This is a genomic window from Arthrobacter sp. ES3-54, from assembly GCF_029504395.1.
Taxonomy (GTDB): domain Bacteria; phylum Actinomycetota; class Actinomycetes; order Actinomycetales; family Micrococcaceae; genus Arthrobacter.
This window is the reverse complement of record NZ_JAQFIF010000003.1, coordinates 390,152-411,478: the sequence shown is the minus strand read 5'-3', so window position 1 is coordinate 411,478 and position 21,327 is coordinate 390,152. Positions and strand designations below refer to the sequence as shown.

The 21,327-nt window shown below is 66.8% G+C and carries 22 protein-coding genes and 1 tRNA gene; 10 read left to right on the top strand and 13 right to left on the bottom strand.

Going from position 1 to position 21,327, the window contains the following annotated elements:
• Positions 1-209 precede the first annotated feature (209 nt).
• The 4 genes from M2428_RS07825 to M2428_RS07810 all read right to left on the bottom strand — a co-directional run bounded on the left by M2428_RS07825 (position 210) and on the right by M2428_RS07810 (position 5,084).
• Positions 210-1,070 (bottom strand): class II fructose-bisphosphate aldolase, encoded by an 861-nt coding sequence (locus M2428_RS07825; RefSeq protein ID WP_277525383.1) that lies wholly within the window; start codon positions 1,068-1,070, stop codon positions 210-212.
• Positions 1,070-2,536 carry a GntP family transporter gene (locus M2428_RS07820; protein ID WP_277525381.1) on the bottom strand — a complete coding sequence of 489 codons (1,467 nt, stop codon included), beginning with the start codon at positions 2,534-2,536 and terminating at the stop codon, positions 1,070-1,072. The genes M2428_RS07825 and M2428_RS07820 overlap by 1 nt, the downstream gene beginning before the upstream one ends.
• A 118-nt stretch (positions 2,537-2,654) precedes the next feature.
• Complete coding sequence (locus tag M2428_RS07815) at positions 2,655-3,554, bottom strand: NAD(P)-dependent oxidoreductase (RefSeq protein ID WP_277525378.1); 900 nt, start codon at positions 3,552-3,554, stop codon at positions 2,655-2,657.
• Between the two features lie 42 nt (positions 3,555-3,596).
• On the bottom strand, positions 3,597-5,084 hold the full coding sequence (locus M2428_RS07810; protein ID WP_277525376.1) for a four-carbon acid sugar kinase family protein: 1,488 nt from the start codon (positions 5,082-5,084) through the stop codon (positions 3,597-3,599).
• Positions 5,085-5,275: 191 nt separating this feature from the next.
• Between M2428_RS07810 and M2428_RS07805 the strand changes: the two genes are divergently transcribed.
• Positions 5,276-5,986, top strand: coding sequence for a FadR/GntR family transcriptional regulator (locus tag M2428_RS07805; RefSeq protein WP_277525374.1), 711 nt, complete (start codon positions 5,276-5,278; stop codon positions 5,984-5,986).
• An 80-nt stretch (positions 5,987-6,066) separates the two neighbouring features.
• On the opposite strand, the gene M2428_RS07800 is transcribed toward M2428_RS07805, so the two are convergent.
• On the bottom strand, positions 6,067-6,324 hold the full coding sequence (locus M2428_RS07800) for a metal-sensitive transcriptional regulator (protein ID WP_277525530.1): 258 nt from the start codon (positions 6,322-6,324) through the stop codon (positions 6,067-6,069).
• A gap of 162 nt (positions 6,325-6,486) precedes the next feature.
• On the opposite strand from M2428_RS07800, the gene M2428_RS07795 reads away from it, so the two are divergent.
• The 5 genes from M2428_RS07795 (at position 6,487) to M2428_RS07775 (ending at position 9,942) form a co-directional block, all read left to right on the top strand.
• Entirely contained in the window at positions 6,487-7,422 is a 936-nt protein-coding gene (locus tag M2428_RS07795) for an SGNH/GDSL hydrolase family protein (RefSeq protein ID WP_277525372.1), read from the top strand.
• Between the two features lie 52 nt (positions 7,423-7,474).
• Positions 7,475-7,684 (top strand): dodecin, encoded by a 210-nt coding sequence (locus M2428_RS07790; RefSeq protein ID WP_091562909.1) that lies wholly within the window; start codon positions 7,475-7,477, stop codon positions 7,682-7,684.
• A gap of 99 nt (positions 7,685-7,783) precedes the next feature.
• Positions 7,784-8,755 carry an aldo/keto reductase gene (locus M2428_RS07785; RefSeq protein WP_277525368.1) on the top strand — a complete coding sequence of 324 codons (972 nt, stop codon included), beginning with the start codon at positions 7,784-7,786 and terminating at the stop codon, positions 8,753-8,755.
• 319 nt (positions 8,756-9,074) lie between these two features.
• Positions 9,075-9,338, top strand: coding sequence for a GlsB/YeaQ/YmgE family stress response membrane protein (locus M2428_RS07780; protein WP_018774889.1), 264 nt, complete (start codon positions 9,075-9,077; stop codon positions 9,336-9,338).
• A gap of 172 nt (positions 9,339-9,510) precedes the next feature.
• Positions 9,511-9,942: a YtxH domain-containing protein gene (locus M2428_RS07775; RefSeq protein ID WP_277525363.1), complete on the top strand. Its 432-nt coding sequence runs from the start codon at positions 9,511-9,513 to the stop codon at positions 9,940-9,942.
• A 63-nt stretch (positions 9,943-10,005) separates the two neighbouring features.
• Here the strand turns inward: M2428_RS07775 and M2428_RS07770 are convergent, their stop codons facing one another.
• Positions 10,006-10,839 (bottom strand): putative protein N(5)-glutamine methyltransferase, encoded by an 834-nt coding sequence (locus M2428_RS07770; RefSeq protein WP_277525361.1) that lies wholly within the window; start codon positions 10,837-10,839, stop codon positions 10,006-10,008.
• 281 nt (positions 10,840-11,120) lie between these two features.
• On the opposite strand from M2428_RS07770, the gene M2428_RS07765 reads away from it, so the two are divergent.
• Positions 11,121-12,233 (top strand): beta-propeller fold lactonase family protein, encoded by a 1,113-nt coding sequence (locus tag M2428_RS07765; RefSeq protein WP_277525359.1) that lies wholly within the window; start codon positions 11,121-11,123, stop codon positions 12,231-12,233.
• 297 nt (positions 12,234-12,530) lie between these two features.
• Here the strand turns inward: M2428_RS07765 and M2428_RS07760 are convergent, their stop codons facing one another.
• Both M2428_RS07760 and M2428_RS07755 read right to left on the bottom strand, forming a co-directional pair.
• Complete coding sequence (locus tag M2428_RS07760; RefSeq protein WP_277525357.1) at positions 12,531-13,025, bottom strand: MarR family transcriptional regulator; 495 nt, start codon at positions 13,023-13,025, stop codon at positions 12,531-12,533.
• A 188-nt stretch (positions 13,026-13,213) separates the two neighbouring features.
• Positions 13,214-13,286 (bottom strand) — tRNA-Lys (locus tag M2428_RS07755).
• 204 nt (positions 13,287-13,490) lie between these two features.
• Between M2428_RS07755 and M2428_RS07750 the strand changes: the two genes are divergently transcribed.
• The 3 genes from M2428_RS07750 (at position 13,491) to M2428_RS07740 (ending at position 16,177) form a co-directional block, all read left to right on the top strand.
• The gene (locus M2428_RS07750; protein WP_277525356.1) at positions 13,491-14,144 is read left to right on the top strand and encodes a hypothetical protein; all 654 of its coding nucleotides are present in this window, start codon (positions 13,491-13,493) and stop codon (positions 14,142-14,144) included.
• A 397-nt stretch (positions 14,145-14,541) separates the two neighbouring features.
• Complete coding sequence (locus M2428_RS07745; RefSeq protein WP_277525355.1) at positions 14,542-15,159, top strand: nuclease PIN; 618 nt, start codon at positions 14,542-14,544, stop codon at positions 15,157-15,159.
• 4 nt (positions 15,160-15,163) lie between these two features.
• On the top strand, positions 15,164-16,177 hold the full coding sequence (locus tag M2428_RS07740) for an inorganic phosphate transporter (RefSeq protein ID WP_277525529.1): 1,014 nt from the start codon (positions 15,164-15,166) through the stop codon (positions 16,175-16,177).
• 21 nt (positions 16,178-16,198) lie between these two features.
• On the opposite strand, the gene M2428_RS07735 is transcribed toward M2428_RS07740, so the two are convergent.
• The 5 genes from M2428_RS07735 to pstS form a co-directional block, all read right to left on the bottom strand.
• On the bottom strand, positions 16,199-16,822 hold the full coding sequence (locus M2428_RS07735) for a hypothetical protein (RefSeq protein ID WP_277525354.1): 624 nt from the start codon (positions 16,820-16,822) through the stop codon (positions 16,199-16,201).
• A 99-nt stretch (positions 16,823-16,921) separates the two neighbouring features.
• A complete protein-coding gene (gene pstB / locus M2428_RS07730) occupies positions 16,922-17,701 on the bottom strand; it encodes a phosphate ABC transporter ATP-binding protein PstB (RefSeq protein ID WP_229995114.1) in 780 nt (259 codons plus the stop codon).
• Positions 17,702-17,749: 48 nt separating this feature from the next.
• Entirely contained in the window at positions 17,750-18,859 is a 1,110-nt protein-coding gene (pstA, locus tag M2428_RS07725) for a phosphate ABC transporter permease PstA (RefSeq protein ID WP_277525353.1), read from the bottom strand.
• Positions 18,860-19,792, bottom strand: a complete 933-nt coding sequence (pstC, locus tag M2428_RS07720; protein WP_277525351.1) for a phosphate ABC transporter permease subunit PstC — start codon at positions 19,790-19,792, stop codon at positions 18,860-18,862.
• Between the two features lie 196 nt (positions 19,793-19,988).
• On the bottom strand, positions 19,989-21,107 hold the full coding sequence (pstS, locus tag M2428_RS07715; RefSeq protein WP_277525350.1) for a phosphate ABC transporter substrate-binding protein PstS: 1,119 nt from the start codon (positions 21,105-21,107) through the stop codon (positions 19,989-19,991).
• Positions 21,108-21,327: the final 220 nt, after the last annotated feature.

Here is a 21,327-nt window from a genome sequence, read left to right as displayed (position 1 = left end):
CGCCCCCTGGGAAGGCTGGCTGTGTAGCGTCCATTGTCAGCCTTGGGGGCCCCGGCGGCCAGAGCAGTTTGGCCCAGATCCGCGCCGGTAGTGAGGCGATGAGCAGCCCCAGCATGCAGGGCACGGCGGTGGAGCAACGGCGTCACAAGGGCAAAGACGGGGAGGCCAGGATCATGGTTCGATCCCGGCCTCCTGTTCCGCCGGAGCCGTCAGCGGGAGAGCGTGGCCAGAGCGGTAGCGGCGAACGTCCGGGCAGATGCATCCCAGTGGCCCAGCAGTGCCTGGAGGTTCTCGCCGTCTGCCCGGTGGGCGGTGGTCTGCTCCTCAAGCAATGCCAGGACGCCGGTGCGCAGCTCGGTGTTGAAGTTGACCTTGCCCACGTTCATGGCCGCGGCCTTGACCAGTTCCTCGGCCGGAATGCCCGAGGCCCCGTGCAGGACCAGCGGAATCCGGGTCCGCACGGCGATGTCCTGCAGCACCTCCCAGCGCAGCCGGGGCTCCCCCTTGTACTTGCCATGGACATTGCCCACGGCCACTGCGAGCAGCTGTGCCCCGGTGCGGGACACGAAGTCCTCCACCTGGGCGGAGTCGGTGAGGCCGGCGGGTTCCTCGGCCACGTCGGTCCCGAAGGCCCGGTCCTCGTCGCCGGCGAGTCCGCCGAGTTCGGCTTCAATCACGACGTCGGCTCGCCCCTGCGCCGCCAGGGCTGCCCGGACGCCCTGGACCAGGGCGATGTTGTCCTCGTAGGGCAGCGAGGACCCGTCGACCAGCACCGAGTCGGCTCCGGCGCTGACGGCGTCGGTGATCACCTGCGGGTCGGCGGCGTGATCGAGCTGCACGGCAATCGGAACGCCGGCGGCGTCGGCGAGTCCGCGGAGGGCGGTGATCAGTCGCAGCCCGTTGGGGGTGGCCGCGGTCTTCGGCGCGACCAGCAGGATGGCGCCCCGTCCGGATTCCTCGGCCGCCGCCACCACGGCGAGCGCGGTGGTGAAGTCGTAGCAGGTGAACGCCGGTACGGCCGAGCCGTGCTGCAGGGCGCCGGTGACCAAGGTGTCGAGTTGGGTACGCATCAGGCGCTCAAGCCTCCTACCAGGATCCAGGCGACAAACGTCAGGGCGAAGCCGGCGAGCCCGAGAATGGTCGTCAGCACCGTCCAGGTCCGGAGACCGTCGGAGACGGTCAGGCCGTAGTAGCGCACGACGGTCCAGAATCCGGCGTCGGTCACGTGGGACAGGCCGAGGGCACCGAAGCCGATGGCGATCACGATCACGGCGATCTGGGCCGGCGAGTAGCCGCCGCCGGCAACGGCGGAGGTCAGCAGACCGGTGGTGGTGACGATCGCGACAGTGGCTGAGCCCTGGGCGGCGCGGAGGGCAAGGGAAATGATGAAGCCAAGAACGATGACCGGCAGGCCCAGTTGGTCCAGCGTCTGGGACAGGGCCGCACCGATACCGGAGGTCCGCAGGACCTCGCCGAACACACCGCCGGCCGCGACGACCATGAGGATGGACGCGATGGGAGGCAGCGCTCCTTCGAAAATCTCGCCGGTTTCCTTCAGTGACCAGTTGCGGCGGACGGCCAACAGGAAGAAGGACAGTGCCACGGCCACCAGCAGGGCGAAGAACGGGTTGCCGATGAAGGCGGCAAGGCCGTACCAGCCGTTGTCCTTGGGAATGGTGAGAGTGCCCAGGGTGCCGACCAGGATCTGCGCGATCGGGGCAGCGATGAGGAAGATGATCAGGGCCGGGCGCGGCGGGGCAACGGCGAGGGCACCTGGGCCTTCGTGGCCGACGCGCACCAGGGAGCCTGAACCGTACTCGTCCACCTGGGCTTTGACTGCCGGCAGCAGCTCGTAGTCCCTGCTGTTCATGATGCTGGCAACCCAATAGGACAGGAAGCCGAGCGGGATGCAGATGAGCAGCGAGATGAGGGTGATCAGTCCGATGTCGGCGCCGAACACCCCGGCGCCGGCCACGATGCCCGGGTGCGGAGGGACAGCCACGTGAATGGACAGCATGATGCCGGCCATGGGCAGGCCGAACTTGACCGGGTGCACGTTGGCGATCTTGGCGAAGGCGTAGACGATCGGCACGAGCACGATGATGCCCACCTCGAAGAACACCGGGATGGCCACGAGGAAGCCCACCGCGGTGAGGGCCACGGCCACCCGCCGGGCGCCGAGCTTGGCGGTGAAGTGCGCCGCGAGGGACTGCACACCGCCGGAGACCTCGATCATCCGGCCCAGTATGGCGCCGAGGGCGATCAGGAGGGCCACCTTGCCCATGGTGCCCCCGACCCCGTTGGCCACCACGGTGAAGACGTCCTTGAGCGGGATCTGGGCGGCCACGGCCACCAGGATGCTCACGGTCAGCAGCGCCACGAAGGCCTGGATCTTGAAGCGGATGATCATGAGTAGAAGCAGGGCTACGCCGGCGGCGGCGATGGTCAGCAGCAGCGGAGTTCCCAGCTCCACGGCAGGCTTGATGACGGGCGCGTCGGCCGCGCGCACCATCAGGGAATTGAGCAGGGGGGTCATGAAGGGGTGTCTCCTTTGACAGGAAAGTCGTCCGACGAGTCAGTCGTCGGGATCAGGGGCGGTAGGGGCCCGGCGACGGCGGAGGGGGGACCGCCGTCGTCGGGGGCGTGGTGGCTGGTCAGGCGGTGCGCTTGGTGGGCGCGATGACCTTGATGACGGCGGAATCATCCGCGGCGGCGAGGCCCTGGGCCTGGCCCAGGAGGTAGAGCTGCTCCGCGGCGGCAGCCACCGGGGCGGCGAGGCCGGCGGCGCGGGTGGCCTTGCCGACGATCCCCATGTCCTTGACGAAGATGTCCAGGCGGCTGAGGACCTCAGCGCCGTTTTCCGTGTAGGCCTCCAGGATCCGCGGGCCGCGGTTGGAAAGCATGAAGGAGCCCGCCGCACCGGCTTCGAGGGCGGCGAGGGTCTTGGCCTGGTCCAGGCCGAGGGCGTCGGCCAGGGCCATTGCCTCGGCGGCGGCGGCGATGTGGATGCCGCAGAGCAGCTGGTTGACGGTCTTGAGGGCCTGGCCGTCGCCGGGCCTGTCGCCGACCACTGTCAGGGTGGAGGCCAGAAGTTCCAGGGCCGGGCGGGCCTTTTCCTGGGCCTCGGGCGATGCGCCCACCACGATCAGCAGGTCGCCTTCGCCGGCACGCTTGGGGCCGCCGGAAAGCGGGGCATCAACCAGCTCGACGCCGTAGGCGGCCAGGCGGTCCACGGTGGCCGGGATGGCCTCGGTGCCCACGGTGCTGCCCAGGATCACGACGGAGCCCGGCTTGAGCACGGAGGCCACGCCGTTCTCGCCGAAGAGGACATCGTTGAGCTGCTCGCCGTTGCGCACTGCCAGCAGCAGCGCGTCGGCGCCCTTCGAGGCTTCCCGGGCGGAGGCGAACGTGCGGATGCCGGCCTCTTCAGCCAGCTTCAGGCGCGGCTCGGCGATGTCGAAGCCGTGGACGGTGAGCTGGCTTGCCAGGCGTGTGGCCATGGGCAGGCCCATGGCCCCAAGGCCCAGGACGGTGATGGTGTAGTTGCTGGTCATGGTGTTCTCCATCGAATGACGTGTTGTGGCGGGCAGTGTCGGTCAGAAGGTGTTGCTGAGCTTGCGCGTGACATCGGCGAGGGACTGGTCATCTCCCACGTTGCCGGCGAAGACGATGTACGGAATGCCCTTGGCCGGGCCGTCCACCGGCTCCCACAGGCTGACAATGCCCGGCAGCATGGGCCCGCGGACAATCCCGTGCCGGATTTCCAGGCCGTGTGCGGCCACGTCCGAGGACGTGATGCCACCCTTGGCGATGACAAACCGCGGCGGGAACGTCTTGAGCGTGCGGTTGACGACGGCGACGACGGCGGCCGAGACGGTGCGCGCGATCCGCAGGCTTGCGGCGGCGTCGTCGGTCTTGATCAGCAGGCGGCTGGTGTGGACGATCACGTCGCCGCCGCGCAGGGCATCGACCACCGTGTCAACGGTCTGGTCCAGGTGGCTGTCCGCGTTGTCGCCGAGCAGTTTCTCGACGTCGATTTCCACGATGCGGGCGGCGCTGTGCTGCTCAGTGAGGACCTTGAGCTGACGCGTCGTGACGCCCACATGCGAGCCAACCACGATCAGGCCGCCGGCTTCCGAGGGGGTGTTGCCCGCATAGGCTTCCTCGCCGCTGAGTTCGGCCCGGATTTCCTGGCCGATCCGTGCCCGGACGAACGGCGGGCCCACGCGGTAGAGGAGCTTCTTGCCGCGGCGTTCCGCTTCTTCCAGGCCCAGGGACAGGGCGCGCAGATCGTTTTCTGTGACGATGTCCGCAACGATCGGGGTGGAATCCGTGGCGGTGTCGACGGCGTCGGCGATGGCCTTGGCGGAAATGTTCGGATCGGTGGAGGCCCGGATGATGTTCAGGTCCAGCACGATCACCGAGTCTGCGGCGAACCGGCCGTTCGATTTCTCCTCGACGTACTTGGCCATCTCGGAATTGGCGAAGCCGAAGCTGGCGTCCTTGGCGAATTCGGTCTCAGCCACGGGGGTGAGCGTGCCGGCGTCGTCGCCGGTGCCGCGCATGTAGTGCACGCCGGCGATCGTTACGCGGCCGGCGTCGGGGAACGCGGGGACGATCACGACGCCGTCGGTCGTCTCGCCGTTGACGGCGGTAACGGTGGCGGCGATGACATCCGGTTCGAGCGGGTAGTGGCCGCGGAGGGTGGAATCGCTGCGGCTGACGAAGCTGAGCCGCAGGGCGGGGTCAGCGGATGCTGCGGCCGCGAGGGCGTTCCGGACGACTTCCTCGTTGCGGACAGCCGCCTCGGCAGGGTCGAGGCTGCGGGTGTTGGTCAGCACGTAGACCGCGCGCTGGCGCTGGCCGTTTACTTCGTAGCCGAACGCCCAGGCGAAGTCCGCCACGTCCCAGCGGGTGAGGACCGGCAGGTTCGCCACTGACTGCGTGCCGGTGGGGTCGTCGTCGAGCACTACCAGGACACGCGGGGATGCCTCGGACGAGGCGGCCACGCTGTCTGCCACTAGCCGGGCCGGGATCTGTACTTCCGCGGGGAAAGCGGCCAGCACGTCTGCTTCGAGGGGCACTATGCACTCCATTGTGTGGGGATCATTCGGTGGAAACCTGCGGCTCCAGGGGAGCCGCAGAAGGGGCTAAATGTAAGATGTCAGACATCTTATATATGGCTGCTAGTGTGGCATATGGCACAACGGCGCGCAAGTAGACTTGGCCATCAGGAGCACGCCATTAGGCATAGCATGTCGCTGGACGGGGAGAATTGGCTAGGAAATCGCTGGTCGGCGTAGTGGCCGACGAACTGCTGGACCGGATCATTGCCGGCGAATTTCCGCCCGGCGCGAGCGTCCCCGGCGAACTTGAGCTCAGCTCCCGGCACGAAGTCAGCCGAATGACCGTGCGCGAGGCCATGAAGACGCTTGAAGCCCAGCGGATTCTCCGCGTGGAGCGAGGCCGCGGCACGTTCGTCAACCCGCTCAACCGCTGGGGCTCCCTGGATGCCGTGCTACGGGCGGCCTCGGAGGGCAAAAACGACGCGTCGGCCGCCATCCAGCTCATTGAGCTGCGCCGGATGCTGGAAACGGGCGCCTGCGAACTTGCCGCCGGGCGGATGGCGGATTCCGACATCCAGGCTCTCCGCGCGCAGGTCGAAAAGATGCGGCTGGCGCACGAGAACAACGATCTGGCTGCGTTCGTCGAGGCGGACCTCGCCTTTCACGACCTCATCCTGCAGGCGTCGGAAAACGTGTTCGTCGCCGTATTGTTCGAGCCCCTGCACCGCGTGCTGGAAAAGCGGCGGACGGAAACGTCCAAGGTGCCGGAGATCCAGGAGCACGCCATCGGGCACCACCAGAGCATTGCGGATGCCCTGGCCTCACGCGACCCGCACCGCGCCCGCGACGCCATGGACGCCCACATGCAGCAGACCCTCGACGACCTGAAGACGTTTGTGCTGGCCGAAGGGCCCGCCTGACGCGAAACCGCCAGGCTTGGTGCGCCTGGGCGCGCTCAAGCGGGCAGGCCGTGCCGGCCGCGCTGCGCCGGATGCGCGGCTCAGGCGAGCGAGAGGAAGAGCTTCTCGAGTTCGGCCCGGTCCACGCTGGGGTCTTCCTGCTGCATGCAGTGCTGCAGGCCCGTGGCGATGATGGAAAATCCCGCTTTGTCCAGGGCGCTTGAGACGGCAGCCAGCTGGGTCACGACGCTCTTGCAGTCACGGCCCTCCTCGATCATCCTGGTGACTGCCGCGAGCTGCCCCTGGGCGCGGCGAAGCCTATTGATAACAGGCTTCATGTCGGTGGGATCGAGTTCCATTGCTTCCTCCGGTTCGATGCGTCGGGGTCCCATTATACCCCCCTGAGTATTTTGGCCCCCTCGCGAAGGACCCCCTGGGGCCGGTCGCGAAAGCGTCCACGGTGCCTCGCTAGGGGCATAAGTACCTAGCGCGGCATAGAATATCGGCGTATTGCTGGTGATGTGAACGCCGCCAGGTTCCTCGAGCCGGACGCCGGCCATACCGGCGCCAATATCCCCGCCGCGGGGCCGTGGCCTTCAGGGGATCGGAGCTCCGCACGAGGGCATCCCGGAGCCCGGCGTTCCCGGCCCTGGAGCCGGTACGTCGCTTTGGGCGATTCGTTCACGGCAGGCGTCGGCGACCCGGAACCGTTGAGCCCCGGCGGCATGCGGGGATGGGCGGACCGCATTGCCGAGGAACTCGGTGAGGGCCGCGGCGAGTTCGGGTACGCCAACCTTGCCATCAGTGGCCTGGTTCTGCGCGAAATCCTCGACCAGCAACTCGGACCGGCCCTGAGCCTGAAGCCCGACCTCGTCACCCTCTCGGCAGGCGGGAACGATCTCGTGTTCCATCGCGGCGATCCGGACCGGATGGCGGTCGCCCTCGACGACGCCGTGGCAGCGCTCTCGGCCACCGGGGCCACGGTGGTCCTGTTCACCGGGCCGGACTGGGGCGAGACCGCCGTGTTCGGACACATCCGGGGGAAGGTCGCGGTATTCAACGAACATGTCCGTGTCATCGCCGCCCGTCACGATGTCCTTATCGCCGATCTGTGGGCACTGCGGCAACTGAGCGATCCGCGGATGTGGGATCCGGACCGCCTGCACTTTTCGCCGCTGGGACACCACACCATTGCAACCATGGTCCTGGACACGCTCAACGTGCCACACCGCCTGCGGCCGCTGGAGCCCAAGCCCATGCCGCCGGGCAACTGGCGGGAGGCCCGCGCCGGCGACCTCGCCTGGGTGGCGCACTACATGCTGCCCTGGATGGTGAGCCGGATCAGGCCGCGGGCAGACACCCTGCCCCGGCAGGCCAAACGCCCGCTGCCGGGACCCCCTCCAGGGGTCCCCGGCTCCGGTCCCAAACCCCTAGTCCGGCCGGGTTCAGTCGGCTAGTCTGCAGGAACGGCCCACTGCCGGGCATCGATGGCGATCACGAGGAGCGAAGTTGTCTAATCACACTTACAGCATTTCTGAAATTGTCGGAACCTCGAACGAGGGCGTCGATGCAGCCGTCCGGAACGGCATCGCCGAGGCCGCCAAGACCCTCCGGAACCTTGATTGGTTCGAAGTCAAGGAGGTCCGCGGCCACCTTGAAAACGGGCAGGTGGCCGACTGGCAGGTCACCATCAAGCTCGGGTTCCGCCTGGAGCGCTGACGCCAGCCTCCGGAGCGACGGCGGCACGCACCGGCCCGCCTTCGGAGGAAACCCGCGATACGTCAGGGCGGAGGAGGTCAGGACGGAGAGGAACGCGTTATGCGCTACACGCACCTTGGCCGCTCCGGTCTGACAGTCTCGCGCCTGTGCCTGGGGACCATGAACTTTGGCCCGCAGACAGAGGAGAAGCAGGCCTTCGCCATCCTGGACACCGCGCAGGCCGCCGGCATCAATTTCGTCGATACCGCCAACGTGTACGGCGGCTCGAGCCACCGCGGCTGGACGGAGGAAATACTCGGCCGCTGGTTTGCCCAAGGAGGCGAGCGCCGTGAGCGCACGGTGCTCGCCACCAAACTGTTCGGCACCATGACCGACCGGCCCAATGAGTCCAAGCTCTCGGCCTTGCACATCCGCCGGGCGCTCGATGCCAGCCTGAAGCGGCTGCAGACGGACTACATCGATCTCTACCAGTTCCATCATGTGGACCGGAACACGCCCTGGGAGGAGATCTGGCAGGCTATCGAGGTCGCCGTCCGGCAAGGCAAGATCCTGTACTCCGGCAGCAGTAACTTCGCCGGGTGGCACATCGCCCGCGCCCAGGAAATCGCCACCCGCCGCAACTACAACGGGCTGGTCAGCGAACAGTCGATCTACAACCTGCTGACCCGGGACGCGGAACTGGAAGTCATCCCTGCCGCCCAGCAGTACGGCCTGGGGATCCTGCCATGGTCGCCGCTGCACGGCGGCCTGCTGGGCGGCGTGCTGAAGAAGGACGGCGACGGCGTCCGCCGCGTCGCCGGCCGTGCCCTCGAGGCGCTCAAATCGCACCAGAAACAGATCCGGCGATACGAGGACTTCGCCGCCGAACTGGGTCAGGAACCTGCGGACGTGGCGCTCGCGTGGCTGCTCCACCAGCCGGCCGTCACCGCTCCGATTATCGGCCCGCGGACCCCCGAGCAACTCGAGGCCTCCATCAGGGCGCACAAGTTGAAGCTCGACGCCGACGCGCTCAAGCGCCTGGACGAGATTTTCCCTGGCCATCGCACGGCACCGGAAGACTACGCATGGTAGGCCCCGGCCGGCGCCGGGCATGCCAAACGCACAATTGAACACGAACATTTGAACCGTGAATATTCGAACAGTGACCATTCGAACAGTGAGCATTCCAACGGTGAACAACTGAACCAATGACAACGAAACAACGCCCGTACACGGCGTGAACTCCCGTGAATCATCCCGCCACATTTTGGCTGTTTTGGCACCCCGCCAGACAAGCGCCCAGGGAGCCGGGTGGCTCTTTGATACTAAGCATGATTAGTATTGGGGCAGAAGGATGAAGCGCACCCGGCGATCCGGGTGCCTCCTCAATGAAAGAAGAAGGAACGAAAAAATGGGTTTTCTCGCATTTCTGATTCTGGGCCTCATCGCCGGAGCAATCGCTAAGGCCATCCTCCCGGGACGTCAGGGCGGTGGCATCATCATCACTCTGATCCTCGGCGTCGTCGGCGCCCTCTTGGGTGGATTCATCGGCAGCGCACTGTTCGGCGTGGGCATCAACGAGTTCTTCTCGCTGTCCACCTGGCTGCTGGCCATCGGCGGTGCGATCATCGTCCTGCTCGTTTACGGCATGATCAGCAAGCGCTCAGCCCGCTAACACGGAGACTGACCGGAAACCGGCCCCGGGATATTCCCGGGGCCGGTTTTTTGCATTACTTTGACAGGCAAGGGTGGCCCGCGGGCTTCAAGAGTCAGCCCCGCCACCCACTGTTTAGGAACTGTTCAGAAACGTCTACTTTTCCACCTACGTCAGGGAGCAGGAGCACAGCATGAAAGGCAAACTTCTTTTCGGCATCGGAGTGGCAGCAGGATATGTCCTGGGATCAAGGTCCGGCCGGGCCGCCTATGACAAGCTCAAAGCCCGCAGCGAAGAACTGTGGCACAGCAAGCCGGTCCAGGACAAGGTGGCTGCGGCGGCCGAAACAATCAAAGACAAAGCCCCGGAGGTCTCCGAGCAGCTCGGCGAAGCCGCCCGCCGCGCGGGTACTGTCATCAGCTCCGCCGTTCACCGCGATGCAGGACACGGGGGCACCTCCGCGGCCACGCCCGGAACAGCCACGCCCGGAACACCCCTGTCCGCGGCCCGCGATGTCGACTCCGACCCGGCCCTCACCGACCAGGACGGCCAGGACTGGTCCGACGAGGGCGGCGCCACCCCGGCCGGTCCTGCTACCAACGTGGACGGGGACAAACTGCCCTAGCTGCCCTAGGCGGTGTTTGCAGGGACCGCGGTAGCCGCCCCCGGGCAGCTCGCCCCCGGGCAGCTACCGTCCGCCGGCAGGCGCCAGCGCGCCGGCCACCACCGTAGCCCCCAGCTCCTCCGAGCGCAGCACGCGGGCCGCCAGTCCGTGGCTGCGAAAAATTCCGGCCGTCTGGGCGGCCTGCCGGCGGCTGGTCTCTATCAGCACTTGGCCGCCGGGCATCAGCCACTCCCGCGCGCCGGCGGCGACCCGGCGCTGCACCTCCAGCCCGTCGGCGCCGCCGTCCAGGCAGGCCCGCGGCTCATGCACGCGCGCCTCCTGCGGCATGGTTTCAATGTCCGCCGAGGGCACGTAGGGGGCGTTGGCGGCCAACAAACGGACGCGGCCGCGGAGCCCCGGCGGGAGCGGAGCATAGAGATCGCCTTCGTGGACCTCCCCGCCCAGTGGCAGGACGTTGGTGCGCGCGCACGCCACGGCCATGGGATCGATATCCGCGCAGTGGAGTTCGGCGGGGCCGGCGAGCGCGGCCAGCGCCGCGCCGACAGCCCCGGACCCGCAGCAGAGATCGACGACGACGGGTGCCGGGCGGTCAGCGCCCGGCACCCTGCGCCACGCGTCCAGCAGCGCAGCGGCCTGCCGGACGAGGAATTCCGTCCGCCGCCGCGGCACAAACACCCCGGTGGCCACCGCGATGCGGAGTCCGCAGAATTCCGCCCAGCCGAGTATGTGTTCAAGGGGAAGGCCGGCAACCCTCCGGGCGGCCATCGCCTCGAGTGCCGCCGGCGTCGGGGCTGCGTCGATCATCAGGCGAGCTTCGTCTTCGGCAAACACGCAGCCGGCTGCACGGAGCGTGGCCGTGAGGGTCTCGTGCGGGGAATGATGGCGGATTACTGGCATGGGAGCGCCTTTCGGTCTGGTGTCAGACGCCCTCACCGTGAGCTGGCCGCGGCCGGCACTGCTGGGAGGGCGCCCTTTCTGGGCTTGCGTGAACGGGACCCACCTCCTTTTGCTGCAGTTGCTCGGACTCCCCCATGCTACCGAAGGCGCAGGATCCCCAGGTGATAGGGCCCACGGGGACGTTCCGGCGGTTCGCGACGGTTGTAATCGCCGGTTGTTTGCGACGGTTGTTTGCTGGGGTGCTGCCGCGCCGTGGCAGGGCCGGCTGGCAGGATGTCAGCATGGACTCCATCCCTGCAAACGACCTCATCTGGACCGGCTCCTACACGGCAGACTCTGGCGGCAGCGGCGCGGGGATCGGCGCGGTTGCCGCGGCGGCCGACGGCACCCTGCGCTGGCTCGGAATCGCGGCCGCGGCCGACTCACCGTCTTTCCTGGCGGTCCATCCCACCCTTCCCGTGGTCTACGCCGTGGCAGAGCAGGCCAGGACTGTCCGGGCCTACCGCCGGGCCGGCGCGTTTGGCCTGGAGCCCGCGGGCCCCGCATGGCCGGCTGGTGACGCGGCCTGCCATGTCGCCGTCGAGCCCTCCGGCCGCTTTCTCGTAGTCTGCTGTTGGGGCGACGGCCAGGTGCAGTTCTATGAGCTCGACGCCGACGGCGGCATCATGGACCGGACCGCCGCCGTCGAGTCGCTCGACCCCTACGGTGACGTTCCCGACGGCGGCGCCCCCGAACGACAGGAGCGGCCCAGCCGTGCGCATGCCGCTCTCACGCTGGCCGATGGCCGGGTGATGACCACCGATCTCGGCCACGATCTCCTGCGGATCTGGAATGTCCGCTCCGGACCGGGGCGGGCTTCGGGGACGGGTCTGGGGCCGGTTCTGGAGGATGAGGTGGTCCTGCCGCGGGGCAGCGGCCCCAGGCACCTGGTCCAGCACCCGGGCGGCAACGTCTTTGTGGTGACCGAGTATTCAATTGAGGTGGCCGTGGCCGTGCTGTCGCCGGACTCCGGGGACTTCCGGCTCGGTTTCGTCGGGCCGGCCACCGCCGGCGGGGCGCTGCCGGGAGACTCGGCAGCTGAGATCGCGTTGGCGGCCGGCGGCAGGCACGCCTACGTCGGTGTCCGCGGCTCGAACCGGCTCAGCGTGCTGGAGGTGGAGGCCGGAGGCGCGGCGCTGCGCCCGGTGGCCGATGTACCCAGCGGCGGCAACTGGCCCCGCCACCACCTGGTCCGCGGCGGCTCGTTGCACGTCGCCCACGAACGCTCCGGCGACGTCGTCACATTTCCCCTGGACGCGGAATCAGGGCTGCCGGGAGTCCCCGCGGACCGGCTGCACGTGGCCTCACCCACAGCGCTGGTGCCGGCCCGGCCCGGAACCTCAGCGCGAGATTGAGGGACTGACGCCCGCGTGGCCCCGTTCGAGACCGTCCAGCTGGAAACCGCAGTCGCAGCGCCACACGGCAGGGAGGGCCAAGGATGGGTCGGCGGGCCCGAATGAGTATGAGGACATGGTGTCCGGCTCCGGCGAGCGCCACTCCATGGGTGCACCGCAGTGCAGCGGGGCCCAGGGAGAGGGAACCGTCAGAACCGTCACCAAGTGCCCGGCAAGGGTTGCAGATTCAGCCACAGCGCCTACTCTCGTTTGATGTCAAAAACAACTAGTAAGCATACATATAAGTAGTTAAACGAGCTAGTTGCGCGGCTCGTCGCCAAGGGCCGCGCTCATCCGGCGCAGAAACGTAATGACCACCCGGGCGTCCTCGGCGCTCATGGACTCGGCCACCTCCATCATCCGCCGGTGCATATGGCCGAGCGTGGCGCGGACCTCGGAATCCGTCGCCACCGTCGGCACGATCACGAGCGAGCGCCGGTCGGTAGGGTGCGGCTCGCGCCGGACGTGCCCGCTCGCCACCAGCCGGTCGATCAGCGATGTGGTGGAGGCTGTGGTGATGCCCAGGACCCGGCTGAGATCCTTCGGCCCCACCCGCTGGCCGGTCGCCGTGGCCCGCAGCAGGTAGCGCAGGGCCAGCAGGTCCGTCTCGCCCATCCCCATCGAATCGCGGGTGGACCGCCTGGTCGCCACCTCCGAGATCCGGTAGTCGCGGAGGGCCTGCAGGAGGGCCGCAGGGGTGTCCAGGCTGCCTTCGGGGCCATACCAATATCCGGAGGCGCCGTGGGAGTCCATCCGCCAAGCCTAGCCGAACTGGTAACTAGCCAGCCTTACAATCCAGGCGCCCGCAGTTACAGGTCCCGGAGCTCCGGGGCCCGGTGCTCCGGGCCACGCGAAACGGGAAAGGACAGAGGGCAGGCACGAAAAAACCCCGGCCTCCTGTTGCCAGGAAACCGGGGATTTTCCACTCTTCGCTAAAAGAGTGGGCCCTGTGGGGATCGAACCCACGACCCACGGATTAAAAGTCCGATGCTCTACCAACTGAGCTAAAGGCCCCAGCCGATTTGCTCCAAACCAGCGGATAAATCCGCTGCTGCGGTGCGTTTCAGCCCAGTCCATTTCTGGACGTTAATACTGTACCCCAGACCCGGGCCGGCATTTTCCACATTCCCCCGGACCGGCGTCGTCGGTCACCGGCGTCACCGGCAGCAGCGCCGGCCGATCCTCGATTCCCTTGCGGCACTGGAGTAGCGTGGGGGCATGAGCGAGCAAGCAGGATCAAGCGCCACCGGCCCGCGGCACCACAAGCCGAAACCCTTCGCGCCGATCGACTTTGAGCCCTTCGCCGGCGGGGCCGATCCCGCCCGCGTCTCGGAAGCGGCCCATCTGGCCGCGCAGGCGCTGGTGCGCCGCGGCCGCGACAGCGACGACCCCAAAGTCACCAAGCGGCTCGTGAAACTGGCCGATGAGCAGGGCCTGGAAGCGATCGCTGAAATGTGGGCCGAAAGCCCCGCCCGGTCCCTCCCCGGCGCCCTGTGGCGCCTTTACGCCCTGCGGGCCGCCACCATCCAGGATCCCGAGCGGATCTCCGTCTACTTCAAGGCGGGCAAGGACACGGCCCAGGTTTCGCATGTGGTGGCCGGCGCCGCCGAACCGCCCGGCGCGGATGAGATGAAGTCCATGGCGGACGCCATTCTCTCCGGGGCGTTCGACGGCGAATTCGACGTCGCGCTGGAACGTTCTGCCGCATTCTGCCGCGTGGTGGCCCTGGGGCAGGCGACGCTTGCCGACAACGCCGAGCACAGCAACGAGAACCACGCCAGCAAGCTCACCCGCAACTCGCATCTTCTGGTCAAGACGGCGGAGGACCTCGAGCACGCTGCCAATGCATGGCGGCTGGGCGAACTGGACTAAATCCCCGGCCGGCCGGCGCGGCGGACGCCCGGATGAGGGGCTGAAACCACCCCCGACACGCACGGCAGGGGCAGGCTGTCAATGTTGACTTGCAAGAACCTACGTAGAAAACTGAAAGCGGTGCCGAACCGCGAAACCCCCGGGCTTCAACATTTAGCCGCCTAGAGCGGCCTACCGCCGAGAGGCGTATCCGGTTCGGCACCATTTTCATGCCTTCTTTGCCTCCGGCTTTAGCTGCCTTTTTAGCTGCGCCCCTGCATGCACCGTCACACGCCGCGTCTGGCCGGTCCGGGCCGGACTCGGACGGTAAAGTAATGCGTATGCGCTGGTCACCGTCAAGTCACACGGCCGGCGGACTCCACCCGCGAGCCCCTCTTCGGAAGACCGGTGACACCCAGTGAAGCTGCGCCTGTTCCCGCAGGAGTCCGCCGGACTGAACCTGCTCTCCCAAATGGCGCGCCAGATCGTGCTGGCGACTGGAACCCTCTCGGAGATCCTCGGCGCCCCGGCCAGTGAGCATGCCCGGCTCGTGGAAGACATGCACAACCACGAGGCCAAATCAGCGGAACTGCACTTTGCCCTCCTGACCCACATGCGGACCAGCTTCATAAACCCGCTCCCCCGTGAGGACATGTACACGCTGTCCCGCTTCCTCAACGAGGCAATGGAGAAGCTCGACGCCGCCGCCGAGCTCGTGTCCCTCTACAAGCTCGAACGGCTGCCCAAACGCGCCGCGGACCAGCTGGAAATCATCAGCCGCCAGGCCGAACTCACGGTCGATGCCATGCGGAAGCTGAACAACCTGGACGACCTCGAGGACTACTGGATCGAGATCTTGCGGCTGGCCAAACGCGCCGAACGCACGCACCGGGTTTGGGTCGCGGACATGCTCCACGAGATGAAGGCGATGCAGTACGCGCGCAACCGCGACGTCGCGAACCAGCTCGTGGAAGTCACGAAGGACATGCGCCGGATCGCCACACAGGTGGGCAGCATCATCGTCAAGGAATCCTGACGTGATGATCTTCTTCCTGGCCCTGGTGCTGCTCTGCGCCGGGGCCTACGCATTTCTCAACGGCTTCAGGGACGCGTCCGCGTCGGTGGCACTGGCCGTGAGGACGCGGGCGTTGACCCCAACAGTGGCGGTGCTGCTGGCAAGCCTTTTCAACTTCATCGGCGCCGGGCTCAGCGCCGCGCTGACGCTGGCCGTGAGCCAGGCGTGGCTGTCGCTGCCCCAGGGCACGAACGGCCTGACGATCCTCCTGGCCGGACTGCTCAGCGCCATCCTGTGGGGCCTGTACATGTGGTGGCGCGGGATCCCGGCTTCCTCCACGCACTCCCTGGTCGGCGGGCTCGCCGGGGCGGGAGTCGCGAGCGTGGCCGTCGGCGGCAACCCCGTCACCGGCGTTGACGCCTCGCTCCTGTCCCAGGTGGTGCTCCCGCTGCTGGTCTCACCGGTGATCGCCTATGTCGGGTCGTACCTGCTGGTCTGGCCTGCCAGCTGGGCGGCCCGCTATACGCCGCCCAACGTCGTCAACACCCGCTCCCGGCGGGCCCAGGCCATTGCCGCCGGCGCCGTCGCCTTCGGCCACGGGCTGCAGGACGGCCAGCGCACCAGCGCGGTGGTGATCCTGGCGCTGCTGGCCGCCGGGCTCACCGACGGCGGATCCATGCCCATGTGGGTGGCCCTGCTGACGGCCATCATGCTGTCGGCGGGAACCCTGGCCGGCGGCTGGCGGATTTCCTACACCATCGGCTACCGGCTGACCCGGATCGACCCCCTGCGCGGATTCGTCGCGCAGATGTACACTGCGGTGATGCTGCTCGTGGGCGCGATCGGGCTGCACTGGCCCGTCTCCACCACCAACACGGTGACGGCGGCAACCCTTGGCGCCGGCGCCAACCAGAGTTTCCCGGACACCAACCGACGGCTGGTGATCCGCATCCTGGCGTTCTGGGTCCTGACCCCGGTCGCCACCGCCGCCGCCGCGTTCGTCCTTCAGCTGGCGCTCTCGCCGGTGGCCGGTCTGTAGGACCGGCTCCTATAGAGCCGCTCAGCCCCCAATCGCGTCGCCTATCCGGGATGTTTCCCTGAATACGACTACGTCCCCGTAGTGGTGGGCTATTTCGATCACGGCCGGATTGTCCCTTATCGGAATATCCGGTCGTCCAAGGACTCCTACTACGACTGCGTCCAGAGCTGTGTTTAGACCTACCGACTGGATGGCCTCTTGGCCCTTCCCCATGTACTTCTTTACGAGGATTTCCTTAACCGAATCGAGTTCGGACCAGGACCACTGGGCGTCCACCAGGACGATCTGTTTGTGGCCCGGATCCAATTTCTTGGCCAGCTCCTCGAGCCGTTTGGCGGCGGCGTCGGAAGGCCTGGCAACCCCCACGAACAGCTTGGAGGAGTCCGAAGCGAAGTAGGCACCTGAAAAGGTGTCCCGGTGCGCGGTGACGTAGAGGTTGATCTTGTGCGCCATACTGCTCAGCTCGCCACTGGCCGATCCGGTATAAACAGGATCCGTGACGACGCGGACCGGCTTCTGCGCCTGGGTCGTTTCCTTCGGAGATTGCAGTCCCGGTTGGGCATCGGCTCCTGGAATACCGCAGGCAGCCAGACTTAAAGCCACGCCTAGAACAGCCGCCAGCGAGGGCTTGGACAGATCTTTCACCTACGCGCCCTTCAACGAATCCCTACGCCGAACTATTCGCCCGCTTGCGGGGTGTGTCAAGGACACGGGCGAGGCCCGGTCGCAAGGAAACGTTGCGGGTTATCCGAAGCGGCCGGAGACGTAGTCCTCGGTGGCCTTCTCTGTCGGGTTGCTGAAGATCGTCGGGGTGTCGCCGAACTCGATCAGCTTGCCCGGCTTGCCGGTACCGGCAATGTTGAAGAAGGCCGTCTTGTCCGACACGCGGGCCGCCTGCTGCATGTTGTGGGTCACGATCACCACCGTGTACTGGTCCTTGAGCTCGTTGATGAGGTCCTCAATGGCCAGCGTCGAGATCGGGTCCAAGGCGGAGCAGGGCTCGTCCATGAGGATCACCTGGGGCTCCACGGCTATCGCGCGGGCAATGCACAGGCGCTGCTGCTGGCCACCGGACAGTCCGGAACCGGGCTTGCCCAGACGGTCCTTGACCTCGTTCCACAGGTTCGCCCCTTGCAGGGAACGCTCCACCAGGACATCGGCCTCGCCCTTGGAGATCTTCGTGTTGTTCAGCTTCACGCCGGCCAGCACATTGTCCCTGATGGACATGGTGGGGAACGGGTTGGGGCGCTGGAACACCATGCCGATTTGGGAACGGACCGTCACCGGGTCAACGCCGGGGCCGTAGAGGTTGTCACCGTCCAGCAGCACCTCGCCTTCAACCCGCGCACCGGGGATGACCTCGTGCATGCGGTTCAGGGTGCGCAGGAAGGTGGACTTGCCGCAGCCTGAGGGGCCGATGAAGGCCGTGACGGACTTGGCCTCGATGTTGATGTTGACGTCTTCGACGGCCAGGAATTTGCTGTAGTAGACGTTCAGGTCCTTGACGTCGATGCGCTTAGACATGGTATTCCTTCACTTGCTGGAGGTAAGGGCGGCGGGCGCGGCGGTGGCCTAGCGGCCTGTCTTGGGGGCGAACATGCGGGCAATCAGGCGGGCGCCAAGATTGAGCAGCATCACCAGGATGATGAGCACCAGGGCCGCGCCCCAGGCCCGCTGGGAGGACGGATCCGGGTTGGACGGCGAGGTCGGGTTCAGGATCTGGGTATAGATGAACGTCGGCAAAGAGGCCATCCAGCCGCTGAACACGTTGGTGTTGATGGTGGTCGCGAATCCGGCGGTGACCAGAATCGGCGCGGTTTCGCCGATCACGCGGGCGATCGCCAGGGTGATCCCGGACGCGATGCCGGAGATCGCCGTCGGGAGGACCACTTTGAGGATGGTCCGCCACTTGCGGACGCCAAGGGCGTAGGCGGCCTCGCGGAGTTCGTTTGGCACGATTTTGAGCATTTCCTCGCTGGAGCGGACCACCACCGGGATCATCAGCACCGAGAGTGCGACGGCGGCAACGGCGCCTGTCTTGGTGCCCGGACCGACCAACGCGAAGAAGGCGGCGGCGGCGAAGAGGCCCGCGACAATCGAGGGAATGCCGGTCATGACGTCCACGAAGAAGGTGATGGCCCGGGCCAGTGCGCGGTCCTCGCCGTACTCCACGAGGTAAATCGCGGTCAGCAGGCCCACGGGGACCGAGATGAGGGTGGCAAGCACCGTAATCAGCAGGGTGCCCATGAGGGCATGGTAGATGCCGCCCAGCAAGGGGGCGCCTTCCTCGACGGTCTTGTTATCGAAGGCGCCTGTGACACCATTCATGGAGGTGTTGAGGAATCCGGGGTCCAGGAGCCCGGGAAGCCCGTTGACCAGCACGGTCCAGATCACCGAGAACAGGGGCAGCAGGGCAACCAAGAAGGCTCCCACCACCAGGCAGGTGGCCAACTTGTCCTTGGCCTTTCGGGCGCCTTCCACAATCAGGCTCCAGCCCACCAGGCCGGCGGCGAAGAGGATGCCGGAGACGATCCCCCAGCCGAAGGCGTTGAATCCGATCAGGGCCAGGATCGCGGCGCCGAGGACCAGGGCAACGGCCACGACGATGTACGGCGCGGCCTTGGGCAGTTGGCCCTTGGTCAGTGCCGAGCGCTTGCGTACCGGGGTCAGGGTGGAGGTCATTTAGTTGGCTCCCGAGAATTCTTTGTGCCGGGTGATGATCCCGCGGGCGATCATGTTCACGCCGAGGGTGATGACGAACAGCACCAGGCCGGCGGCGATCAGCGTGCTGACCTTGAGTCCGCTGGCCTCGGGGAAGTTCAGGGCGATTTCTGCGGCGATGGTCTGGTTGCCGGACTGGATCAGGCTGGCTGTGAGGGCTCCGGAGGAAAGGACCAGCGCCACCGCCATGGTCTCGCCGAGGGCACGGCCGAGTCCCAGCATCACGGCACTGATGATTCCGGGCCGGCCGAACGGCAGCACGGTCATCCGGATCATCTCCCAGCGGGTGGCACCGAGCGCCAGCGCGGCCTCTTCGTGCAGCTTGGGGGTCTGCAGGAAGATTTCGCGGGTCAGGGAGGTGATGATCGGCAGGACCATGACGGCCAGCACGATCCCGGCCGTGAGGATGGTCTTTCCGGTGGCGGAGGCAGGACCCTGGAAGATCGGCAGCCAGCCCATGTTGTTGGCCAGCCAGTTGTAGGCCGGGGAGATTTCCTTGGCCAGGAACGCAACGCCCCAGGCGCCGTAGACCACGGACGGGATGGCGGCGAGCAGGTCAATCACGTAGCCCAGGCCGGAGGCGAGCTTGCGCGGTGCGAAGTGCGAAATGAACAGCGCCACACCGATGGCGATCGGCGTAGCGATCACGAGTGCGATCACGGCGGCGATGAGAGTGCCGATAACGAGTGGCCAGATGTAGGTGAGGAATCCTTCACCGCCCTGGATCTTGTCCGGCGAGGCCACGAGGGCCGGGAACGCCTGGATGACCAGAAACAGTGCCACGCCGAAGAGCACGACGAGGATCAGACACCCTGCCGCCAAGGCGGCTGCGGAAAAGACTTTGTCACCGGTGTGGCCTGCGCCCCGGGACTTGGTCAGGGAGGTGGTGGTCACTTCACGGTCCTTCGGTTTGGATGGGGATCCGGGTGCCGGCTGCGGAGGCCTCCGCGGCCGGCGTCCGGCAAATCTTGAAGTTTGGAACAAACGCGTCGGTTCCCTGCTCCATGGCGGCCGCGGTGACGGCCGCCATGGTGCAGGGAACCTGGGTCAGGCTCGTGTTTCCACTATGCCTCGCGGTGCGAGCGTATCCCTAGGCCTTGGCCTTGACGGTTTCGACAGCAGCGATTGCCTTGTCCTGGAGGGTCTTGGACAGCGGCGCCGACTTCGCGGCGTCGGCGGCGGCCTTCTGGCCCTCGTCGGAGGCTGCGTACTTGACGAACGCCTTGACCAGGTCAGCAGTGGCCTGCGTGTCGTAGGTGGTGCAGACGATGTGGTAGGACACCAGGACGATCGGGTAGGCGCCTGCGACCGTGGTGGTGCGGTCCAGCTTGATGGCGAGGTCGTTGGCGTTGCGGCCTTCAACCGGATTGCCTGCGTCCACTGCCTTGGCAGCCGCCTCCGGGGAGATCTTAGTGAAGGAGTCTCCGACCTTGATCTGTGCTGTGCCGAGCTTGCCGCTGACAGCGGAGTCGTCGGCGTAGGTGACCGCACCGGGGGTGTCGGTGACGGTCTTGACGACGCCGGAGGTGCCCTTGGCGTTCTCGCCCTTCAGGCTCGCGGGCCAGATGCCGGCTGCCTTGTCGGTCCAAACCGTGGGAGCGACGGCGGACAGGTAGTCCGTGAAGTTCGAGGTGGTGCCGGAGTCATCGGAGCGGTTCACCGGGGTGACCTTGAGGTCCGGAAGCTTGGCGTCCGGGTTCAGGGCCGCGATGGCGGGGTCGTTCCAGTTGGCGACCTCGCCGCGGAAGATCTTGGCCACGGTGGGAGCGTCGAGCTTCAAGTCCGTGATGCCGGGCAGGTTGAAGGCCACGGCGATCGGGGAAATGTAGACTGGGATGTCCAGGGCGCCGTCGGGACCGCACTTCTCCTTGGAGCTGGCGAGTTCTTCATCCTTGAGGTAGGCATCGGAGCCGGCGAACTGGGCCGAGCCGTCGAGGATCGCCTTGCGCCCGGCGCCGGAACCGTCCGGGGAGTACTGCACAGTGGCACCCGGGTTCGCGGAAGCGAAGTTGGTCTTCCAGACATCCATGGCCGCGCCCTGGGCGGAAGAACCGATACCGGTCAGGGTGCCGGTGACCTTGGGGCCGGAGGCGGACGGAGCGGTCTGGGCCGTGTTGGTTGCGTTGTCCGAACCGCAAGCAGTCAGCGCGAGTGCGCCGGCGGCGATAACAGCGATGGCCGCGTTGCGGCCGAAGCGGAGTGCCTTCACTTGATATACCCCTTTCAGGGCTTTGCGTGCCGGGCCGGAGATGGCCAGCAGGGATGCGTACGGGTTTGTACCTTTACCGACCGTAGGTGGCCCAGATGAAGAGAATTGCGGACCAAAGTGAACGGCCGGTTAACGACGCCGGGCTATTGGCTTACATCTGTCGGGCAGCCATTGTGTTCTGTGCGTCACAGTCGTATCGCCCTCAGTGTGATGGGTTTGC